This window comes from Winogradskyella aurantiaca (assembly GCF_003362725.1).
Lineage (GTDB): Bacteria > Bacteroidota > Bacteroidia > Flavobacteriales > Flavobacteriaceae > Winogradskyella_A > Winogradskyella_A aurantiaca.
Window position 1 is genome coordinate 158566 of the sequence record NZ_QKTV01000001.1, and the last position, 19507, is coordinate 178072.

Here is a 19507-nt window from a genome sequence, read left to right on the forward strand (position 1 = left end):
TCTTCCGTTAGTATGTTTTCTGGGCTTCAAAAGCCTCAATTAATTCTTTATTGTTAATCAAATAATCAATGTCATCATAGCCATTGATCAAACAGGTTTTTTTATAGGCGTCAATCTCAAAACTTTCAGATAGCTCTGAATCTAGAACTGAGATGGTCTGATTACTCAAATCAACTTCAATCTTCGATGAGGGATTAGACTCTATAATAGTCATTAAGTCATTTAAAAACCCCTCTGAAACTTGCACTGGGAGAAGACCATTGTTCAATGCATTTCCCTTAAAAATATCTGCAAAAAAACTGGACACCACCACCTTAAAACCATAGCCAGCAATAGCCCAGGCGGCGTGTTCACGACTGGATCCACATCCAAAATTATCTCCCGCCACCAATATACTTCCCGTGTATTGTGCTTTGTTTAAGTTAAAGTCCTTGTTTTCGCTACCGTCCTTGTTAAATCGCCAGTCTCTAAAAAGATTGTCTCCAAAACCCTTTTTATCGGTCGCCTTTAAAAAACGAGCAGGTATTATTTGATCAGTATCTACATTCTCAATGTTCAATGGAACGGCAGTCGATATAAGTGTTGTAAATTTCTCCATAAACTAATTTGTAATTCTAATACCTACTAATTCAAATGTTCCGTAATATCAACTATTTTACCTTCCACGGCGGTTGCGGCTGCCACAAGTGGGCTCGCTAAAATGGTTCTGGACCCTTGCCCCTGACGACCCTCAAAATTTCTATTTGAGGTAGACACACAATATTCACCTTGTGGAATCTTATCCTCATTCATGGCCAAACAGGCAGAGCATCCTGGTTGTCGTAACTGAAAACCGGCCTCATCAAAAATGTCTTTTAGGCCTTCTTTTATTATTTGAGCTTCCACTTGCTTACTACCAGGTACTAACCAGGCAGTAACATTTTCTGCTTTTTGTTTGCCCTTAATAAAACTGGCGGCAACCCTAAAATCTTCGATACGCGAATTGGTGCAGCTACCAATAAATACATAATTGATAGGTTTATCAATCAAACGCTCTCCAGCGCTAAAGTTCATATACTGTAAGGACTTATTAAATGACAGGGTGTCCTCTTCAGGTATCGCTTCGGTAATTTTTATACCCATTCCCGGATTGGTGCCATAGGTAATCATAGGTTCTATATCGTCCGCATCAAAGACGTATTCCTTGTCAAATATCGCTCCCTCATCAGTTGGTAGTGTTTTCCAATAAGCGACCTTCTCTTCAAAGGCTTTCCCTTTTGGTGCAAATTCACGTTCTTTTATATAATCAAATGTTGTTTGGTCTGGTGCAATCATCCCGCCTCGAGCACCCATTTCAATGCTCATGTTGCATACGGTCATTCGGCCTTCCATGCTCATGTTTTCGAAAACACTTCCCGCATATTCACAGAAATAACCCGTACCAGAATTAGTGCCCAGTTTTGAAATGATATATAAAATAACATCCTTAGGAAGCACTCCTTTCTTTAACGTTCCATTTACGGTTACTCTTAAACTTTTAGGCTTTTTAAGTAGTAGGCATTGACTAGCGAAAACCTGAGCTACTTGACTTGTGCCAATACCAAAAGCAATGGCGCCAAAGGCACCATGGGTTGAGGTATGGCTATCACCACAAACCATGGTTATACCAGGTTGTGTGATTCCTAATTCCGGAGCCATAACATGTACAATACCATTGTACTTGTGACCCAATTCGTATAAGGTAATGTTGTTCTTTTCACAATTCTGTGAGAGCTGCTCCAACTGCTTCCGTGACAAAGCATCTTTAATTGGCTGATCCTGGTTTAAAGTGGGGGTATTATGATCGGCTGTAGCGACAATCTGATCTGGTCTAAAAATTGGAATACCTCGACGCTCCAATTCATTAAAAGCCTGAGGGCTGGTAACCTCATGTATTAAATGCTGGTCAATGTATAAAATCTGCGGTCCATTCTCTATACTACTGACTACGTGTGAATCCCACACCTTATCAAATAATGCTTTCTTACTCATTTAAGCTGAAATAATTTGACGGTATGCCTTACTAGTTTCGATGATCTGATGAATATCATTATCATCAATCTCTTTCTTTCTGTCTGCAAAATTGAGGAAGTTGGCATAAACTTCATCCAGTTGTAACTTGGTTAAATCATACCCTACTTTTTTGGCTCTGTAGGCCAGGGCTGCACGACCACTTCTTGCTGTTAAAACAATTGCAGAATCTGTAACACCAACATCTTTTGGGTCAATAATCTCGTAGGTAGCTCGGTTTTTTATCACACCGTCCTGATGAATTCCCGAACTATGCGCAAAGGCGTTGGCACCAACAATTGCCTTGTTGGGCTGGGTATAAATTCCCATATTTTCACTTACCAACTGACTAATGCCATAAAGACGCTCAGTCTTAATGGAGGTATCAAGGTTTAAGTACGGATGCTGCTTTAATATCATAACCACCTCTTCAAGAGCCGTATTTCCAGCACGCTCACCAATACCATTAATGGTGCATTCAATCTGCCTAGCTCCATTAATAACCCCTTCTATAGAATTAGCGGTAGCCAAACCTAAATCGTTGTGGCAATGACAGGATAAAATGGCCTTTTCAATCCCCTTGACGTTCTCCTTGAGGTATTTCATTTTAGCACCATACTCGCTTGGCAAGCAATAACCCGTAGTATCAGGTATGTTTAAGACTGTAGCACCGGCCTTAATGGCTATCTCGCAAACACGCGCCAAAAACTCATTGTCTGTTCTTCCGGCATCTTCCGCATAAAATTCCACGTCTTCCACAAAGGACTTTGCAAAAGTAACCGCATCATACGCCCGTTTTAAAATAGTTTCTCTATCAGAATTAAACTTGTGCTTGATGTGCGAATCTGAAGTGCCAATTCCAGTATGTATCCGTGGGTATTTGGCATCTTGGAGGGCTTCTGCTGCTACTTTAATATCATTTTTAACGGCTCTAGTCAAGCCACAAACCGTTGCATTATTGACCAATCTTGAAATTTCAACAACAGAATTGAAATCTCCTGGGCTTGAGACTGGGAACCCAGCTTCAATTACATTTACCCCTAATTGATCCAGCTGTTCTGCGATGACTAATTTTTGCTTTGTATTGAGCTTACAACCAGGAACTTGCTCTCCATCCCTTAAGGTTGTATCGAATATTTGAACGCTTTGACTAGACATTTGTTAAAATAATTTTTTCAGTTGTATTACGAATTTATACTTTGGTGTTTGAGTTAGGTTTTTTGTTTGAATTCAGTTTACGATGTTCAACAGAGAAAATTCCCTGTATAGGCTTGATTATCAGATTTTTAAATAATATTTTGATTGATGACTAAGGAAGTTAAAGACCATTTATTTCTACTTATAAAATCGCTTACCAAATCGGAGAAGCGGCAATTCAAGTTATTTGTAGGTCGTCTTGACATTAATCAGGACTCAAAATTCTTGCATCTCTTTAATTTTCTAGACAAAGCAAAAACCTATGACGAAGCTGCTATCCTCAATAATGGTATTATAAAAAAGCAGCAGTTGGCGAATGTTAAAGCGCACCTGTATAAACAAATTTTGATCAGTTTAAAACTGAACCCTTCACATCAAAATGTGAGACTTCAAATACGAGAACAGTTGGATTTTGCCTCCATTCTATATCACAAAGGATTGTACAAACAGAGTTTAAGAATTTTAGATAAGTCCAAAGAGTTTGCTATCAAAAACGAGGAGAAGAATCTTGCTTATGAAATTGTAGAACTTGAGAAAATAATTGAATCCCAATACATCACAAGAAGTATTAGCAATCGCGCTGAAGATTTAACAAGGCAGGCTGAAGAATTAAGCACCTTAAACATCACGGCTAGTAAACTTTCTAACCTATCACTTCAGCTTTATGGGATTATATTAAAATCTGGATATGTAAAAAATGAATCTGAACGGAATGAAATAACAACCTTTTTCGAGGACAGATTGCCCAAATATGATTTTAAATTGCTGGGGTTTCGTGAGAAACTGTGGCTTTACAATGCACACCTTTGGTTTAGTTTTTTGCTTCAGGATTTTAAAAACTGTTATCGTTTTGCTTCAAAATGGGTGAATTTATTTTATGAATATCCAAGGATGATTTCACTGAACCCAGTATTTTTTTTAAAAGGAAACAACTACTTGTTGGAATCTATTTTCTTTCTAAGAAAAAAAGAGCGATTTATTGAAGCCTATACTAATTTAAAGGGGCAACTAGAATCCTCATCGTTTCCGACTAACGAAAACATAAAAATACTGTCCTTTATTTACCTCAACACCCATAGCATAAATATGCACTTTATAGATGGGAGTTTTAATCAGGGCATCGATAAGATACCGAAAATAGAAGAGGAATTGAGACATTTAAGTTCAAAAATTGATACCCATTATAAAATGGTACTCTACTACAAATTTGCCTGCCTTCATTTTGGTGCTGGCAATAACAGGGAATGCATCCGCTATCTTCAAAAAATTATTTCAACTAAATCATTAAAAGCTCGTGAGGATCTTATGTGTTTTGCTAGGATTCTCAATTTAGTTGCACATTACGAAGCTGGATTAGATTTTCATCTTGACAGCTTACTGAAAAGCACCTACCGTTTCTTGATTAAAATGAACGATTTGCATGAGGTTCAAAAAGAAATGATCAAATTCATTAAAGGCCTTCAAGACATCTATCCAGGCCAGGTTAAAGCCGCTTTCTCCGAATTACATCAACGGCTAAAACAATACGAAGACCACCCTTTTGAACGTAGAGCATTTTTGTACCTGGATATCATTTCTTGGTTAGAGAGTAAAATTGAAAATGTTCCGGTTGGTGTCATTTTCAAAAGAAAGTTTTTAGAACAGTCTAGAGGTACATTGAAAGATCGATAGTAACTTTGGTTTTTTAATGGTTTTCAGTAAAACATGCTAGAGGTAAAAGGAATTTCATTCACTTACGGTAGTACACCCATCCTGGAGAACATTACATTTTCCGTTGATAAAGGAGCCAATCTTGCAATTATTGGTGAAAGTGGCTCAGGGAAAAGTACCTTACTCAATCTCATCTATGGACAGTTCGACCTAAAACACGGTGAAATTTGGTGGAAAGACCAGCAAATACTTGGCCCAGCTTTCAACCTGGTCGTGGGTTATAATTTTATGAAGCAGGTCACTCAAGAATTTGACCTTATGCCTTTTACTACGGTAGCTGAAAATATTGGTGAATTCCTGTCTAATTTTTATCCTGAAGAAAAGGCCTCCCGTATTGCTGAATTGATCAAAGTGGTGGAGCTAGAGCCATTTGCTAATGTCAAAGTAAAGAATCTTAGTGGTGGACAGAAACAACGTGTTGCCCTTGCCAGAGCCTTGGCTAAAGAACCTGAAATTTTATTATTGGACGAGCCCTTCAGTCATATCGATAATTTTAAAAAGCAGTCCCTACGTCGTAATATTTTTGGTTATTTAAAAGAGTGCAGAATCACCTGCCTAGTTGCTACGCATGACAAAGATGACGTACTAAGTTTTGCCGACGAGATATTGGTTCTTCATGAGCACGAAATTATCAGAAGAGGCGCACCTGAAATACTTTATCACAATCCAAAGCTCCCCCTAATTGCCTCCTTTTTTGGAGAATTCAATCAAATTAATGATAAGATATATTACGCGGATCAAATTCAAATCATTGAGCAATCAGATCATATAGCAACCGTGGAACAGTCTTATTTTAATGGGAATTCTTGGTTGGTAAAGGCCTTATTTGATGGGCAAACACTATTTATAAGGTCAGAAAAAGCAATTGAAAAGAACTCTTCAATTCAAATTCAATTTTCTTCTTAGCGATCTAACCGCTTCAATAAGGCTGGTAAGTAAAAAATATCTGTTAATAAGGCAATTGCCACCGTCACCGCACAAAGCAACCCAAAATCCCGAACTGAAGGTACTGCACTGGATGCGATAATTAGAAAGCCTACAACTAAGGCTATGGTTGTAGAGAATAGAGCGCTTCCCGTATATCGCATGGCATTATCCATACGTTCTTCTGGTGTTCCCTTAATCGTTTTACTTTTTCGGTACTTATAGACCAGATGTATGGTATCGTCCATGGCGATTCCCAACATGATGGGTGTGATCATAGCTGTGGACACGTCCAACGGGATATCTAAAAGGCTCATGAAAATTGCTAAAATGGCCAAGGGCAAAACATTAGGAATTAACACCAGAATTGTAGTTCTAATATTTCTTATAAAAACAAAAAGACATAAGAAGCCCACAAAAAATGCTGCAAAAAAGGACTTGAATTGAGTTTCTAAAATAAAGTTGTTCAACTGAGAAAACACCACCGAAAAACCATTAATCTTTAGGTCGTAACTATCAGGATCAAACTGTTCTTTAAACCTGATTTTAATATCATCTAATAAGGTTTCTAACTCAGAGGTCCGGATCTCTTTAACACCTAAAACCAGGCCAGTGGTCTTAAAATCATCTGATACTAAAGTAAAAAACTGGTTGTCAGTCATTCCTATGCGCTGCAATGCAAATTTGATTTTCTCTTCATTGATATTTGATTGAAACAATATCGGAGAACGAGCCTCTAAAAATTGTTTAAGATTGACTATCGAGACCGGATGTGCTGCAAAAATATTGCCTTCAAGGTTTGTTTGAAAGGACTCTAGTTTCTTAATGTTCTCCCGTTCTAACATACTCCCTTTATTGGTAGTGATATTCAATTGTAGTCTGGAACTACTATTCAACTCTTGCTCAACTATACGCAATTCATCTTTAGCCTGCCCTTCGGCCAAAAGATCAAGGGAGTTAGTATCTATGTCAACTTTAAAAACAGAGAAAATACCAAATACCAGGATAATACTAGAAACTACTATTATAGATATTTGACGCTTAGTCGTTAGTTGGTTGAGCCATTGAATAACAGCACTTTGATTAAAAACTTTCCATTGTAAAACAGGTGTGGCCGATTTAAAATCTATGTTCATAAATGAAAAGCCAATGATTGTAACTAGATAGACTAAAATGAAACTTAGCAATAAGCCAACACAGGTAAATACACCCATTTCCTTAAATGCGGGAAGCGGCGAAAGATACAGCGCAAAATACCCTACAAAAGTGGTAAGAGTCGTATAAAAGCACGGTGTAAAACTCCGTCTTACGGTAAGCGTAAGTAAGTCGATTTTGGAACTATCTCCCATCAACAATCCTTCCTTATGATAGATATTGATAATATGTACCGCATCGCTCACACTGTAAACCATAAGAATGGTTGGTATGAGCATCGAAATCATATTTAAGGCAAAACCGAAAGACGTGATGATTCCAAAGAGGAGAGAAATGGGGACGACAACCGATAACAGCGATACTATTAAATAACGCTTACTCGGCAGCAAAAACAATAGCATAAGGCTAATAAAACCGATTGTGAGAATCCCAAAAATGAGACTTTCCTTATAAATTCCAACGCTATAGGCTTCGTTAAGAACTGGGGCTCCAGTAAGGTAATAGTCATTATAGTGCTCATCAATCACCTCACGTATATCCTTGGCAATTTGATCGCGCTGTGCTTCTATGCTCGGTGTGGGGTTTAATTGGATATAAAAAAACAGGTTCTTAAAATCTTCAGTGACCAACTGCTGTGAGATATTAGGCAATTTGGACATCAGGTTTTTCATGCCCCGTTCACTACGTCGAGGATTGTAAAGCGGTTGAAAAGAAATATCTCCCTTGGCATAAATAGGATACTCCGCTTTGGCCAAACTAAAGGAGGTTTTTACAAACCAAAGGGAGTCTATATGCTGATGAAATCTCGATAGACGCAGGATATTAAGGGAGTCCATGGCATTTTCTACTGGTATCATTCCAACAAAAATCTCATCGGAGCCGTACTGTTCCTGATAATCAATATAGGCTCTGTAACTAGGATTATCTTCTAAAAACCATATTGCAAGAGAATTGTCAACACGTAACTTTTGAAACGTCTGGTATCCCGACAACCCCATTAATAGAGCTAAAAGGACCATTATGCCAATACGGAATCGAATGATCTGGATGATTATGTGTCTCAACACTTTCACTAATAGGTAATGGAATAAGCAGCATAGCCCCCGTGATGGGTTAATGATATGGCCGCCTTAAGTTTGGAACCTTGATGGTAGATATGAGGAACCCCTGAACGATCTTTTCGTAAAGTCAAACACTCGTTTTCAATATTTAATTGTTCAGACATTCTAGAAAAAAGGGTCTGTCGAATTTGTTTACTCTGAGACTCATGGTCGGGTGACACTTTTAAGATTTCTCTATGCACTGGCTTTTGAGCAATCGTTTCTGCGTAAATCATGCTGTTGTCTTTAACACATTGAACTTCTACACTAAAGTCTTGATAGCTCACCTCAGTTCTGGAAGATAAAGCAGAACAAACGAAGGCCTTGGGATTAAAAAATCGGGAAGGATATAGTTGCAAATAAGCCTTATAAGCCGCCTCTTTTATTGCCCAAAGTTGCCATATCGCAGAAAATTTGTTAGAAGATTGTCCTATTAATTCTTGTTCCTGAATGGTGAACAATTTATCTAAAAACCTTGGGTGCTGCCATTTAGAAATCCTGGCATAGCCTAGGTCAACAATGTCATTTCCAATCATTAAGCTTCCAGCTTAGACTTGACAATACTCATGGCAGATTTTACATCCATCATCTGCTCCATATCCTCATTTTCTAATCTAATGTCGAAGGCATCTTCGATATCAAGAATAATATCTACCAAATTAGCCGAATTAATCTTGAGATCTTTTACAAAATCCGTGTCTTCTGATAGGTTTTTAAATGCCGCTTCATCTTGAATATAAGGTTCAATGATAGGTTTTAACTTGGCAATAAGCTCGTCTTTGTTCATAGCGTTATTTTACAAAGTAAAGTTACGCTTTATAACGCTTAAATAAAACACAGGCATTGACATCTCCAAATCCAAAACTTGCTTTAGCAAGTATATTCAATGGTTTTTGAGTGTAACTTTGTGGAATGCATTTCAAAGGTACAAGCTTTGCAATTTCAGGATGGATATCTTCACAATTTAAATTAGGAGCTAAGAATTGATCTTTTAATTGCAGAATACTTGCCACAGATTCAATAGCTCCAGCTGCGGCAAGGCAATGACCAATCATGGATTTAGTCGCATTAATATGCGGAAAGTCATCACCTGAACGGTCTAACGCTTGAACCCAGTTTTGCACCTCCACTGAATCTTTAGAAGTTGCTGTAAGGTGACCGTTGATCACATCAATTTCCGAAGCCTGCACTTCGCTGAACTCTAAGGCCTTTTTAATACACTTTTGAACCGACTCTGAATTGGGTGCCGTTAAGGTACCTCCTTGGCGTTGACCACCAGAATTAACTGCCCCTCCTAATACTTCAGCGTAAATCGTAGCGCCACGCTCTAAGGCTGATTCGAGCGATTCCAACACTAGAGCACCTGCTCCACTACCTGGTACGAAACCTGAAGCCGAAGCACTCAAAGGTCTTGAACCTTTTTTGGGATTTGCATTATGCTTATAGGTCATAACCCGCATGGCATCAAAACCTCCCCAAACATAAGGGCCATGATCACTACAACTACCCACTAACATGCGTTTGGCTTTGCCTGAACAAATTCGGTCAAAACCCATGATTATAGCTTCAGTTCCTGTGCTACATGCTGACGAATTTGTAGTCACTTGATTGCCCAATCCCAGGATGCCACTCAAATAAGCGCTCACACCGCTCGTCATGGTTTGCAAGACAACCGTACTCCCTAAGCGTCTGACCTGGCCATCATCAAGTTTGTAAATAGCTTCTCGAAATTTCTCCACTCCAGAGGTCCCTGTCCCAAAAATGAGACCTGTTTCATCATCCAGCTTACTATCGGCATTGTTGTCAAAGCCTGCGTCCTTCCAGGCGTCAATTCCTGCGATACAACCGTAAAGAATCCCAGAACTATTAAATCCCCGCAGTTGTAAGTCTGTAAAGTAGTGTCGTTTGAACTCTTCAGAAATACTAGGAATACCACCTATCTGGCAAGAAAATTTTAAATCCTCTAATTCAGGGAAATGTTGGATACCAGACACTCCTTCTTTCAATGATTGTAAAAAGGACTCAAGGCCCACTCCATTTGGAGCCACCACACCCATTCCTGTAATAACAACGCGTTGGTTCATGAGCTTAACATTCCTGAAATAATCCCTCGAGCCACTAATTTCTCTTTGCTATTATACATATAAACTTTGCACTTCAATTTATTAAAGCGAAACACCTCTTTCTCTGAGCGTACTTTAACTGTCTCACCAGGAAATACGGGAATATAAAAATCAACTTGATGAGAGGTTAGTGCAATTTGAGGATTTGTCAGACTATCTATGGATTGACCCATCAGATAAATGCCCAAACAAACCACTCCAATTTGAGCCATGCACTCCGTCAAAATAACCCCTGGGGTGACAGGATGGTCTTTAAAATGTCCTTGATAAAAATACGCATCATGTTTAAAGGTGTAAGCGCCTTCACAACCTTGTTCAGAAACAGATTCTAGGTGATCAACAAAAAGAAAAGGTTCCTTATAGGGCAATAATGATATGATCTGTCTACTATCCATTTATCTTAAGTGTTCTCCCCCATCTACGGGTATCACAGTTCCTGTAATCCAGGATGCCTCATCTTTACACAATAGATATACTGCATTAGCCACGTCCTCTGGTGTGGTAAGGCGCTTATTAGGATTACGTTTTAGGCTATGAGCCACAATCTTATCGCTTCCGGGAATCATGCGTAAGGAAGAAGTATCGGTCACCCCTGCTTGAATGCAGTTAGCTTTAATACCAAAAGGCGCCAACTCCAATGCAATATTTCTGGTAATGGCTTCAAGTGTCACCTTAGCGGCAGATACAGCCGCATAATTTTCCCAGGCTTTGGAATTTCCTTCACTCGTAAAACTGATGATACGTGCGTCTGAATCAAACAACTCTTCATCTAAAATAGCTTTGGTCCAATTGTATAAACTAATACCCATCGCTTTAATAGTGAGCTCAAAATCATCAGACCTTAAGACCTGATTGTCCTTTGAGGTCATTGGTTTTAAATTACCCTTTGCTACGCTATGAATCAGGGTTTTTATAGTCCCAGAATTACCTAATGTATCTTTGATATCCTGAATTATAACCTCCCGCTTTTCTGGCTTAAACGCATCCTGATTAAAACACAACAACTCCACTCCCAGATCCTTGATCTCTTGAAAGGATTTCTCAATAGCCTCCATTTGACTTCTGGCATTTCTATGCACGATAATAATGCTCATGCCATGATTTGCTAATTTTTTAGCTGTGGCTAGTCCCAATCCAGAACTTCCACCTAGTATTAGGGCCCATTGGTTCTTATTTTTGAATTCTTTTACCATCTCAATAAGATTCGTTGTGCTGAAAAGCCTGGTCCAAAACTTAGCATTAAGCCATATTCACCTTTATTAATTCCTCTTTCTATAAATCGTTCTAAGACATATAGAACTGTGGCACTACTCATATTTCCATACAGCCTTAAAACTTCTTTAGTATCATCAATATTTTTTCCCAAGTCACCAAACAGATCTTCAACCGTTTGAACAATTTTCTTACCTCCAGGATGAAACACTAAATGTTGAATATCTGAAATACTAAGATCATTTTGCTCTAAAAATGGATGGATGATTGCTGGAAAATGATCTGCTATAGTTTGTGGTACTGTTTGATCCAAAACCATTTGTAATCCTGTATTTCGCAGTTTAAAGCCCATCATATGCTCCGCTTGGTAAAAGTGATACATGGACTCATCGAGAATTTCAGGGCCTGTTTCATCCTCATAAGATGAGAGAATAACACTGGCGCAACCATCACCAAAAATTGCGGCGCTTACAATATTCACCATAGAATAATCGTCCAATTGAAATGTGGCCGTAGGAGATTCCATGGCTATAACCACAGCTCTCTTATTTGGATTAGCCTTAAGAAAGTTCTTTGCATATAAAATCCCAGACACGCCAGCGGCACAACCCATTTCTGTCACTGGTAATCGCACAATATCCTCGCGCATGTTTAAACGATTAATTAAATATGCATCCAAAGAAGGAATCATGATACCTGTACAACTTACGGTAATGATATAATCAATATCCTTAGCCTCTAAGTTAGCATTATCCAAAGCTTTTATAAGGGCCGCTTCAGCCAGTTTTATTCCTTCTCTTGTATAAATATCATTCTTTTCTTCAAAGGATGTTTTCAAAAACACTTCCTCTGCATCCATGATGGAGTAACGTCGATCCACGGCTGCATTCTCGAATATCTTGAGCACCTTTCGCTTAAAGCGATCTTCCTGACCTTCTAACCATAATTCCACGAAGGGCAAAATGTCTTTGGTTTCACGCGTATAAGGAGGTAATTGTTTGGCGATTGCACTTATTTTTACGGGCATATGGCGTTATTGCTTTTCTGTTTTAATAATCCATTGGTATCTAAATGCCCATTTCCATTTTATAACAAAAGGTTGGGCTAACTGTTTAGACATGTGTTCTAATTCTTCTTTTTTAAAGGCTCTTAATATTGAGGTTAAACCGTCCTGTTTTACCATATGGTTAGAAATGGTAATACCTAATAAACGAAATAACCCATAGGCTATTTCAGATCTTTGAAGGTCATTAACAACAATACCCAGATTGGACTGCTCTTTAAGTTGTTTGAGTAGTTTTAAGATTTCGATTTCTGAAAAATGGTGAAGAAAGAGGGTGCAGAGGGCGATATCACAAGTCTCTTCTTTAAACTGTTCTGAAAAAATATCTTGGCTAGAATATTCAATCTCAGGATATGATTTAGATAGTTCTCTTGCATAGGCAATGGCATCCTTATTAGCGTCAACACCCAATAACCGAAACTTAAATTGCTGCTTCCTTCCATAATTGGCTACCTGTCTCAGCATATCGCCATGACCACATCCTAAATCTATAATCGTATAACTCTGTCCTTTCGTTCGATTCTTTAACAAACGGTCTATGCCATTAAGCGTAATCCTGTTTCCGCCAAGCCATTTATTGATACGACCTAGTTGATCCAATGTGTCGCGAAGTAGATCGCCCTGAATGGAAAAATCATCCATCAGTTCCTCCTCGTTACTTCTATATGTAGTATCTATAAACAAGCTCATGCCTCTTTCATCGGTTTGCCGTGGGTCATTTTTATAATTTGAGGAATCAAAAATGGGAAAACCCTCAAAACATTAAGAAGAAAGGCTGCTATTGAATCCTTTCGAAATAGATACGCAATTGTGTGCCCAACCTTAAGCCTAAAACTAAAGTTAGACTGCCATTTTCGTTTATAAACCGTTTCCAAGGCGCTTCTATCTGGTATTTCACCTTGAAGATAGGCAATAATGCAAAGTGATACTAATTGTGCAGACCTTATTGCCATTCCCATACCATTACCACATAGTGGATGAATCATTCCTGCTGAATCTCCACACATTAATATGTGGTTTTCAACGGCCTCCTTTGTTTCAAAAGAGATTTGACTAATGCTTAATGGTTTCTCAAACTCAGGAGTGGTTTTTTGGTAGATCTCTTTCAAACGATCATTCTCAAAAAGTACTTTCTCTTGAAATTCCTCTAAGTCTTTATACTGTTTAAAAGACTCATAACTGGTAATATAACAAAGGTTAATATGATCATTCTCTACCTTGGAAACTCCACAATAGCCACCTTTAAAATTATGAAGCGCCACCTTGCTTTCTGGAAAATTACCAGAGACATGCATCTTTACACCCAAATAAGGTGATTTTCGCTTTATAAAGTTGCGGTCCATCTTAACATCCAAGTTGGATCGTTTTCCAAAGGAACCAATGACTAAATCTGCAGTAAGAATTCCTGAACCCTTTGTTGTTAAGATAAACTCATTATTCTCAAAGGAGGTTGAGGTTACGGTATCTTTTATCATGTTTACTCCCTTTGATTTGGCCAAAAGAAAAAGCTGATAATCCATTTGATAACGACTCATCCCAAATCCACCAAGCGGCAGTTTGGCTCTAATTCTTCTATTAGATCGTGTTGTTAATTCAAACTCACTAATTTTTTTAGCGCCAAATTCAAAGGGGTCAAACCCAAGTGATTTCAAATAAGGCAATACCTCGTTTGAAATGTATTCCCCACAGACTTTGTGTTTAGGATAATTGCCTTTTTCAATTAGTGTTACTAAACTCGCATGTTCTGATAGGTGAATGCTAGCGCATAAACCAGCTAAGCCCCCTCCAATAATAACAATATTTGAATTGGGTTTGTTTGTCAAGGATTTAAAAAATGTACGACTTTTACGGTTACTGTTTTCCCTAGGAAACCACCACCTCCAACATCAAAATCACGACGGTTGATCTCAAACTCTGACTGGAATGTTTCACGACCTCCTTCGGTTATTCTCCTTCCTCTAATGGTTATAGACCTGGTAGTGCCCTTGATACTTAAATCGGCATTTATTTGGTAAGCATTATTTCCTAAAGGCTTAACAGAAGTACTTTCTAATAGGATTTGAGGGTATTTTAATGCATCAAAATAATCCTCTTCCAATAAGTGTTTATCTCTTTTGGTGATTCCAGTTTCTATGGTGGCCACCAATACTTCGCCCTTAATGTCGGTTATATTACCCAAGCTATCCTGACCCAAACTGACCTTTGATTTTGAGAAAGCACCATCAACATCAATTCCAAAGTTTTTAATGACAAAACTTATCTGTGTATTCTGAGACCACATTGAATGTGTTAGAAATACAAGAATAATTAGCATTAACCGCATGTATCAAAATGTTTGAAATCAATGAAGTTACGGCAGAATTAGCAGTTAATAAAAAAGGAAGATGAGTTTTACAGAATTTTTATAATTTCCTGAGTTTCATCTCTGAAAATTACAGTTTCTCCAACTCGCTTAGAAAATAATAACTGGCCGATAGGTGTATTTAAAGATATGGCATAATAGGAAATTCCGTCTGCAGAAATTTTACCGGCACTTATAGAGATAAAATAATTAGCTTTATTAGTTGTCACTATACTTCCAAGGGCCACAGTATGATTGGTTTTATCAATTCTTATTCTCTTTAGAATGTTACGTTGTTCCTCAACTATCCTTAACTGGTTTCCCAGTTTCTCACGTTCTAATTGAATCATAGCACGGCCCGTTTCATGTTTATCACCTGCACTACTCTTGGTTTCAGAGTTCAAACTGTTTTCAATATCAAGAATAGAATTTTGGAGAAGCCGAAGGCGCATACCAACCAAATCGCCACATTGTTCCAAAAGTTGTTTTTTTATGCTCATGTTGTCAGATTAGCCAAATCTTTGCCAACAGCGCTTCCAATAGCAATCCCCATTCCGCCCAGTCGCACACCACAAAACACCCGGTTATTTATTGCTTTTATAATTGGTTTCTTTTGATGCCCAACACCCATAATTCCTGACCATCGGTGTTCAACTTCAAAATGTATATCCTTAAGGATTACCTCTTTTAACAAGGTTTCAAGCCTTTCTTGAACTAAATCCGTCAGGCCAAACTTAGCTGTTTCCTCAGTTTTAAAATCGAGATTTCGTCCTCCACCAAATAGAATACGATCATTTATATTTCTAAAATAATAATAGCCTTTGTCCAAATGAAATGTTCCCTTGATTTCCATGTTTGGCATCGGGGTTGTCATAAGGACTTGGGCCCTTGCAGGAAGAACTTCTTCCTGGACTAGCTGCTGGGCAAATCCGTTGGTGGCCACCATTAGATAGTTTGTGTTGAATTCAAAATCATGGGTCAACAGAGTAACTTGATTCGCTTGTTCAGTATATTTAATGAGCTGACAATTATTAATAATTAGAATGTTTTCAGAATAGGCCTTTTTTATTAAGGCTTGCATCATTTTACCAGTATCTATCTGGCCTTCAAATTTGTTAAAACTATAATTATTGACAATCCCGTTGAACTTAAATGCATTGGGTTTTAGTGAAAATACCCCCTCAGAGAAAAGAGGTTGAAGCAATTGATTGACTTTAGGGATTTGGGCGACACATTCTTCATAGAAGGCCTGATCCTCTTTAAGGAAAAGTTCATAACCGCCTAATTCCTGATAATCGATAGCTTTATCACCTAAATTAGATCTAAGATATTGTATACCTTGCACCCGCTGATGGACTAATTTAAGCACCTCTTCCTCAGAATGGTGATTAAGGTCGTCCAGAATTTCACTTAAGCTCCCAAAACAAGCAAAGCCCGCATTCTTGGTACTTGCCCCCTGTGGAAACATACCTTTCTCTAAAATCAGTATTTTGGCGTTTGGGTGGAGTCGGCGTAATTCAAGGGCACAGCTAAGCCCCACAATACCGCTACCCACAACTGTGAAGTCTACATGGTTTAACCAGGATTCTATTTCCCAAAAAGATAAGCTCATAATTAAAAAAAGCTCCTAAAAATAGGAGCTTTTTTTTAATCTTCTAAAGGCTTCATTTCAAAGTCTTCCATAAACTTAGTCGTATAATTACCTGCCAGATAATCAGGATGGTCCATTAATTGACGGTGAAATGGTATGGTTGTCTTAATTCCTTCAATAACAAACTCATCTAAAGCGCGCTTCATCTTATTTATGGCCTCCTCACGTGTCTGAGCAGTTGTGATGAGCTTGGCGATCATAGAATCGTAATTTGGAGGTATGATATAGCCAGCATAGACATGCGTATCCAATCTTACACCGTGCCCACCAGGAGCGTGAAGTGTCGTAATTCTTCCTGGAGACGGTCTAAAGTCGTTATAGGGATCCTCAGCGTTGATACGACATTCAATCGAATGCAGGTTTGGTGTATAGTTTTTACCAGAAATTGGGACGCCTGCAGCTACTAAAATTTGCTCACGAATCAAATCGAAGTCAATTACTTGTTCCGTGATTGGGTGCTCCACCTGAATCCGTGTATTCATTTCCATGAAATAGAAATTTCTGTGCTTATCTACCAAAAACTCTACAGTACCTGCTCCTTCATATTTAATATATTCAGCAGCTTTAACGGCGGCTTTACCCATTTTATCACGCAATCTTTTGGTCATAAATGGAGACGGTACCTCTTCTGTTAGTTTTTGATGGCGTCTTTGAACAGAACAATCGCGTTCTGATAAATGACAGGCTCTTCCACGAGAGTCACCTACTACTTGTATCTCGATATGTCTTGGCTCTTCAATCAGCTTTTCCATGTACATGTCGTCATTACCAAATGCAGCCTTGGATTCTTGTCTAGCAGAGTCCCAGGCTGCCTTTAGATCTTCTTCTTTCCAAACAGCACGCATCCCTTTTCCACCACCACCAGCGGTAGCTTTTAACATGACTGGATAACCCGTTTCTAAGGCGATTTTTTTACAAGCATCGAAATCAGGAATAATGCCATCACTACCAGGAACACAAGGAACACCAGCAGCCTTCATAGTAGCCTTAGCTGTTGCCTTATCTCCCATTTTAGATATCATTTCTTCAGAAGCACCGATAAACTTAATGCCGTGCTCTTCACAAATCTTAGAGAATTTGGCATTTTCTGATAAAAATCCATATCCCGGATGTATCGCATCAGCGTTAGTAATTTCGGCTGCTGCAATAACATTGGACATCTTTAGATACGATTCCGGGCTAGGAGCTGGTCCTATACAAACCGCCTCATCTGCAAACTTAACATGCAGACTATCCGCATCAGCAGTAGAATATACAGCTACGGTTTTAATGCCCATTTCTTTACAGGTTCTAATAACACGTAGTGCTATTTCTCCCCTGTTAGCAATCAATATTTTCTTAAACATTTTGATTCAAGTTTGAAGATTAATATCCACCTAAGTGGAATTCAAAACCTATTCAATTAAATGAATATGGTTAAGACGGGTCTACCATGAACAATGGCTGGTCAAATTCAACAGGAGATGCATCATCAACCAGTACCTTTACAATCTTACCTGATACCTCAGACTCGATTTCGTTAAAAAGCTTCATCGCTTCAATCACACAAAGAACATCCCCTTCTTTAATTTCAGTACCTACCTCTACAAACACAGGTTTGTCTGGAGACGGTTTTCTGTAGAACGTTCCAATAATTGGTGACTTAATAGTAATATATTTTGAATCATCTGCTGCCGCAGCAGGAGCTGCTGGGGCCGCTGGTTCAGCAGGAGTTGCTACTGGAGCTACAGGAGCAGCAGGAACTACTGGAGCTGCCGCCATTGGCATTTGCTGAACAATAGTTGTTTCTGAATCTTGTCCGGTTTTAATGGTGATTTTTACATCGCCAGTTTCCAGTTTAACCTCACTTGCGCCTGATTTTGCAACAAATCTGATTAAATTCTGAATTTCCTTTAAATCCATAATGTTGGTTTTGTTAGTTAAAATAGTTAAGAATTATAGGCCCACTTGTAATACAAAGCGCCCCAGGTAAATCCGCCACCAAAGGCAGCAAATATTAGGTTATCTCCTTTTTTCAGTTGTGATTCATAATCACTTAAAAGTAATGGTAAGGTAGCAGAAGTGGTATTTCCGTATTTCTGAATATTCATCATCACTTTTTCATCTTCTAGATTGATTCTGTGAGCAGTAGCATCAATAATACGCTTATTAGCCTGGTGTGCTACTAACCAATCAACGTCGCTGTTAGTTAAATTGTTGCGTTTAACCACTTGTTCTGCAACATCGGCCATATTTGAGACAGCGTTTTTAAACACTGTTTTTCCATCTTGAAACACATAATGAGACCCTTCATTAAAGGTCTCCTCTGTTATTGGATAGGATGACCCTCCGTATTGTGCTCTTAAAAACTCGCGACCAGAACCGTCACATCTCAGCAATTCATCCTGTACACCAAAACCTTCTTCGTTTGGCTCAAATAACACAGCACCTGCACCATCTCCAAAAATAATACAGGTTGCTCGGTCCTTATAGTTAATGAAAGAAGAGTTCTTATCTGCTCCTATTAAAAGTACTTTTTTATAACGACCAGATTCAATGTAAGAAGACGCTACGGACATACCATACAAAAAGCTTGAACAAGCAGCCTCTAAATCAAAAGCAAAAGCGTTTGTCGCACCAATTTCAGTAGCCGTATATGGGGCCGTTGCAGCAGCCTTCATATCGGGAGTTGCTGTTGCAACAAGAACAAGGTCTATGTCTTTGGGATCCACACCCGACTTAGATAGCAAATCCTGGGCGGCATTAATGGCAAGAAAAGAGGTGCCTTTTCCTGGCTCTTTTAGAATTCTACGTTCTTTAATTCCAGTTCTGGTGGTTATCCATTCATCGTTGGTGTCCACCATGGTTTCCAGAATCTGATTTGTTAGTACATAATCTGGAACGTATGATCCTACAGCTGTAATAGCTGCTGTTATTTTACTCATTATTGGCGTTTAAGTTAAAAACTCGGTTTTGACGAAAAATGCTCGTTTTTGGTCAAAAACCCCTCTTTTTTGGCAAATA

At 38.6% G+C, this 19507-nt stretch carries 20 protein-coding genes; 2 read left to right on the top strand and 18 right to left on the bottom strand.

Annotated features, from left to right (window positions below):
- Positions 1-7: 7 nt before the first annotated feature.
- The 3 genes from leuD to DN064_RS00750 are packed head-to-tail and all read right to left on the bottom strand — an operon-like array spanning position 8 to position 3186.
- Entirely contained in the window at positions 8-598 is a 591-nt protein-coding gene (leuD, locus tag DN064_RS00740) for a 3-isopropylmalate dehydratase small subunit (protein WP_115460700.1), read from the bottom strand.
- A gap of 26 nt (positions 599-624) precedes the next feature.
- Positions 625-2010 carry a 3-isopropylmalate dehydratase large subunit gene (gene leuC / locus DN064_RS00745; RefSeq protein WP_115460701.1) on the bottom strand — a complete coding sequence of 462 codons (1386 nt, stop codon included), beginning with the start codon at positions 2008-2010 and terminating at the stop codon, positions 625-627.
- A complete protein-coding gene (locus DN064_RS00750) occupies positions 2011-3186 on the bottom strand; it encodes a 2-isopropylmalate synthase (RefSeq protein WP_115460702.1) in 1176 nt (391 codons plus the stop codon).
- A gap of 147 nt (positions 3187-3333) precedes the next feature.
- Between DN064_RS00750 and DN064_RS00755 the strand changes: the two genes are divergently transcribed.
- The gene (locus tag DN064_RS00755) at positions 3334-4896 is read left to right on the top strand and encodes a hypothetical protein (protein WP_115460703.1); all 1563 of its coding nucleotides are present in this window, start codon (positions 3334-3336) and stop codon (positions 4894-4896) included.
- A gap of 33 nt (positions 4897-4929) precedes the next feature.
- A complete protein-coding gene (locus DN064_RS00760; protein WP_115460704.1) occupies positions 4930-5841 on the top strand; it encodes an ABC transporter ATP-binding protein in 912 nt (303 codons plus the stop codon).
- Here the strand turns inward: DN064_RS00760 and DN064_RS00765 are convergent.
- The 15 genes from DN064_RS00765 to DN064_RS00835 form a co-directional block, all read right to left on the bottom strand.
- The gene (locus tag DN064_RS00765) at positions 5838-8081 is read right to left on the bottom strand and encodes an efflux RND transporter permease subunit (RefSeq protein WP_232827369.1); all 2244 of its coding nucleotides are present in this window, start codon (positions 8079-8081) and stop codon (positions 5838-5840) included. The two genes, DN064_RS00760 and DN064_RS00765, sit on opposite strands and share 4 nt — an antisense overlap.
- Before the next feature lie 5 nt (positions 8082-8086).
- Positions 8087-8650 carry a 4'-phosphopantetheinyl transferase superfamily protein gene (locus tag DN064_RS00770; RefSeq protein ID WP_115460706.1) on the bottom strand — a complete coding sequence of 188 codons (564 nt, stop codon included), beginning with the start codon at positions 8648-8650 and terminating at the stop codon, positions 8087-8089.
- Complete coding sequence (locus tag DN064_RS00775; RefSeq protein WP_115460707.1) at positions 8650-8901, bottom strand: acyl carrier protein; 252 nt, start codon at positions 8899-8901, stop codon at positions 8650-8652. Before DN064_RS00775 ends, DN064_RS00770 begins: the two co-directional genes overlap by 1 nt.
- 22 nt (positions 8902-8923) lie before the next feature.
- Positions 8924-10198 (bottom strand): beta-ketoacyl-[acyl-carrier-protein] synthase family protein, encoded by a 1275-nt coding sequence (locus DN064_RS00780; RefSeq protein ID WP_115460708.1) that lies wholly within the window; start codon positions 10196-10198, stop codon positions 8924-8926.
- Positions 10195-10632, bottom strand: a complete 438-nt coding sequence (locus DN064_RS00785; RefSeq protein ID WP_115460709.1) for a 3-hydroxyacyl-ACP dehydratase FabZ family protein — start codon at positions 10630-10632, stop codon at positions 10195-10197. The genes DN064_RS00780 and DN064_RS00785 overlap by 4 nt, the downstream gene beginning before the upstream one ends.
- Positions 10633-11430, bottom strand: coding sequence for an enoyl-ACP reductase FabI (locus DN064_RS00790; RefSeq protein ID WP_115460710.1), 798 nt, complete (start codon positions 11428-11430; stop codon positions 10633-10635).
- Positions 11424-12476: a type III polyketide synthase gene (locus DN064_RS00795; RefSeq protein WP_115460711.1), complete on the bottom strand. Its 1053-nt coding sequence runs from the start codon at positions 12474-12476 to the stop codon at positions 11424-11426. The genes DN064_RS00790 and DN064_RS00795 overlap by 7 nt, the downstream gene beginning before the upstream one ends.
- 6 nt (positions 12477-12482) lie before the next feature.
- Complete coding sequence (locus DN064_RS00800; RefSeq protein WP_115460712.1) at positions 12483-13202, bottom strand: methyltransferase domain-containing protein; 720 nt, start codon at positions 13200-13202, stop codon at positions 12483-12485.
- On the bottom strand, positions 13199-14335 hold the full coding sequence (locus tag DN064_RS00805) for an NAD(P)/FAD-dependent oxidoreductase (protein ID WP_115460713.1): 1137 nt from the start codon (positions 14333-14335) through the stop codon (positions 13199-13201). Before DN064_RS00805 ends, DN064_RS00800 begins: the two co-directional genes overlap by 4 nt.
- Positions 14332-14835, bottom strand: a complete 504-nt coding sequence (locus DN064_RS00810; RefSeq protein ID WP_115460714.1) for a YceI family protein — start codon at positions 14833-14835, stop codon at positions 14332-14334. Before DN064_RS00810 ends, DN064_RS00805 begins: the two co-directional genes overlap by 4 nt.
- Positions 14836-14903: 68 nt before the next feature.
- A complete protein-coding gene (locus DN064_RS00815; RefSeq protein ID WP_115460715.1) occupies positions 14904-15353 on the bottom strand; it encodes a 3-oxoacyl-ACP synthase in 450 nt (149 codons plus the stop codon).
- The gene (locus tag DN064_RS00820; RefSeq protein ID WP_115460716.1) at positions 15350-16465 is read right to left on the bottom strand and encodes an NAD(P)/FAD-dependent oxidoreductase; all 1116 of its coding nucleotides are present in this window, start codon (positions 16463-16465) and stop codon (positions 15350-15352) included. Before DN064_RS00820 ends, DN064_RS00815 begins: the two co-directional genes overlap by 4 nt.
- A gap of 35 nt (positions 16466-16500) precedes the next feature.
- Complete coding sequence (gene accC, locus DN064_RS00825) at positions 16501-17850, bottom strand: acetyl-CoA carboxylase biotin carboxylase subunit (protein WP_115460717.1); 1350 nt, start codon at positions 17848-17850, stop codon at positions 16501-16503.
- 70 nt (positions 17851-17920) lie between these two features.
- Positions 17921-18406, bottom strand: coding sequence for an acetyl-CoA carboxylase biotin carboxyl carrier protein (accB, locus tag DN064_RS00830; protein ID WP_115460718.1), 486 nt, complete (start codon positions 18404-18406; stop codon positions 17921-17923).
- A 26-nt stretch (positions 18407-18432) separates the two neighbouring features.
- Positions 18433-19428 (bottom strand): beta-ketoacyl-ACP synthase III, encoded by a 996-nt coding sequence (locus DN064_RS00835; protein WP_115460719.1) that lies wholly within the window; start codon positions 19426-19428, stop codon positions 18433-18435.
- Positions 19429-19507: the final 79 nt, after the last annotated feature.

Bases quoted from the DNA above. Each gene is read 5' to 3' on its own strand.
- leuD (WP_115460700.1), bottom strand. From the start codon at position 598: ATGGAGAAATTTACAACACTTATATCGACTGCCGTTCCATTGAACATT.
- leuC (WP_115460701.1), bottom strand. From the start codon at position 2,010: ATGAGTAAGAAAGCATTATTTGATAAGGTGTGGGATTCACACGTAGTC.
- DN064_RS00750 (WP_115460702.1), bottom strand. From the start codon at position 3,186: ATGTCTAGTCAAAGCGTTCAAATATTCGATACAACCTTAAGGGATGGA.
- DN064_RS00755 (WP_115460703.1), top strand. From the start codon at position 3,334: ATGACTAAGGAAGTTAAAGACCATTTATTTCTACTTATAAAATCGCTT.
- DN064_RS00760 (WP_115460704.1), top strand. From the start codon at position 4,930: ATGCTAGAGGTAAAAGGAATTTCATTCACTTACGGTAGTACACCCATC.
- DN064_RS00770 (WP_115460706.1), bottom strand. From the start codon at position 8,650: ATGATTGGAAATGACATTGTTGACCTAGGCTATGCCAGGATTTCTAAA.
- DN064_RS00775 (WP_115460707.1), bottom strand. From the start codon at position 8,901: ATGAACAAAGACGAGCTTATTGCCAAGTTAAAACCTATCATTGAACCT.
- DN064_RS00780 (WP_115460708.1), bottom strand. From the start codon at position 10,198: ATGAACCAACGCGTTGTTATTACAGGAATGGGTGTGGTGGCTCCAAAT.
- DN064_RS00785 (WP_115460709.1), bottom strand. From the start codon at position 10,632: ATGGATAGTAGACAGATCATATCATTATTGCCCTATAAGGAACCTTTT.
- DN064_RS00790 (WP_115460710.1), bottom strand. From the start codon at position 11,430: ATGGTAAAAGAATTCAAAAATAAGAACCAATGGGCCCTAATACTAGGT.
- DN064_RS00795 (WP_115460711.1), bottom strand. From the start codon at position 12,476: ATGCCCGTAAAAATAAGTGCAATCGCCAAACAATTACCTCCTTATACG.
- DN064_RS00800 (WP_115460712.1), bottom strand. From the start codon at position 13,202: ATGAGCTTGTTTATAGATACTACATATAGAAGTAACGAGGAGGAACTG.
- DN064_RS00810 (WP_115460714.1), bottom strand. From the start codon at position 14,835: ATGCGGTTAATGCTAATTATTCTTGTATTTCTAACACATTCAATGTGG.
- DN064_RS00815 (WP_115460715.1), bottom strand. From the start codon at position 15,353: ATGAGCATAAAAAAACAACTTTTGGAACAATGTGGCGATTTGGTTGGT.
- DN064_RS00820 (WP_115460716.1), bottom strand. From the start codon at position 16,465: ATGAGCTTATCTTTTTGGGAAATAGAATCCTGGTTAAACCATGTAGAC.
- accC (WP_115460717.1), bottom strand. From the start codon at position 17,850: ATGTTTAAGAAAATATTGATTGCTAACAGGGGAGAAATAGCACTACGT.
- accB (WP_115460718.1), bottom strand. From the start codon at position 18,406: ATGGATTTAAAGGAAATTCAGAATTTAATCAGATTTGTTGCAAAATCA.
- DN064_RS00835 (WP_115460719.1), bottom strand. From the start codon at position 19,428: ATGAGTAAAATAACAGCAGCTATTACAGCTGTAGGATCATACGTTCCA.